This window comes from Actinoplanes sp. NPDC048791, assembly GCF_040650095.1.
Taxonomy (GTDB): Bacteria; Actinomycetota; Actinomycetes; order Mycobacteriales; family Micromonosporaceae; genus Actinoplanes.
Genome location: NZ_JBEZGQ010001725.1, coordinates 1 through 1080, shown reverse-complemented (window position 1 = coordinate 1080; position 1080 = coordinate 1). Strand labels below are relative to the sequence as shown.

The window sequence follows — 1080 nt, the reverse complement described above, 5'->3', positions numbered from 1 at the left end:
TCGACCACCACCTGCGGACTGTGTTCGCCCGGCTGGGGGTGCGGTCGCGCACCGAGCTGGTCCGCCGCCTGGCCGGCTGACCCCAGCTCAGACGCGGGCGAGGGCGGCCGCGCGGGCCAGCACTCCGATGTCGGGCTGGTCGGTGAACAGGCCGTCCAGGCCGGTCCGCAGGAACGTCACCTGCTCGTCGATGGCCCGGCCGTAGGCCGCCGGGTCGGTGCCGGTCCGGTAGTCGGCCGGCAGGAACTGGTTCTCCGCCCGGAACGTGTACGGGATGACCTTGAGCCCGGCCGCGTGCGCGTCGGCAACCAGGCTGGTCGGCGTACCCAGGGTGTCGTCGGCCCGGCGCGGGATCACCTGGGCCTTGTCCGGTCCGATGCCGTCGACGTAGCGGGACAGCCCCCGCAGGCCCGCCGGGGTGAGGTATTCCGCGTAGGTCTTCGGGTCGCCGAACGGCCCGCCGGACGCACCGGTCAGGAACACCTGCGGCGCCCGCAGCTTGTACCGGGTGCGCAGCGCGGCCAGGTTCGTCGCCTCGAACGACTGCACGAACACCTTGGCGTCGGCCCGGTCCAGCCCGTTGCGGCGCAGGGCGCGCACCAGCGGCGCCTCCAGTTCCAGGCCGAGGCCGCGGAAGTAGGTCGGGTGCTTGGTCTCCGGGAAGACGCCGATCTCGCGGTCCAGCTCCCGGGAGAGCCGCTTGCGCAGGTCCAGCACCTCCTGGAAGGTCGGCACCTCGAACAGCCCGTTGTACAGCGTGTTGTGCTGGCGCAGCTGCGGGATGCGCTCGACGGCCCGCAGCGTCTTGAGCTCGGCCAGGGTGAAGTCGTGGGTGAACCAGCCGGTCACCGACACCCCGTCGAGCAGCACCGTGCGCTTGCGGGCGGCGAACTCCGGCCGCGACGCGACGTCGGTGGTGCCGCCGATCTCCGGTTCGTGCCGGGCGACCAGGACGCGGTCCTTGGTGATGACCAGGTCCGGCTCGATGAAGTCGGCGCCCATCCGCGCGGCCAGCTCGTACGAGGCCAGGGTGTGCTCCGGCCGGTAGCCCGACGCGCCCCGGTGGCCGACGACCAGCGG

Annotated in this window: 1 protein-coding gene; it reads right to left on the bottom strand. The window is 72.8% G+C overall.

Translation table 11 applies throughout. From position 1 onward, the window contains the following. Nucleotides 1-87: 87 nt before the first annotated feature. The coding region (locus tag AB0C29_RS49970; RefSeq protein WP_360835630.1) for a glycerophosphodiester phosphodiesterase at nucleotides 88-1080 on the bottom strand (993 nt) is incomplete at its 5' end.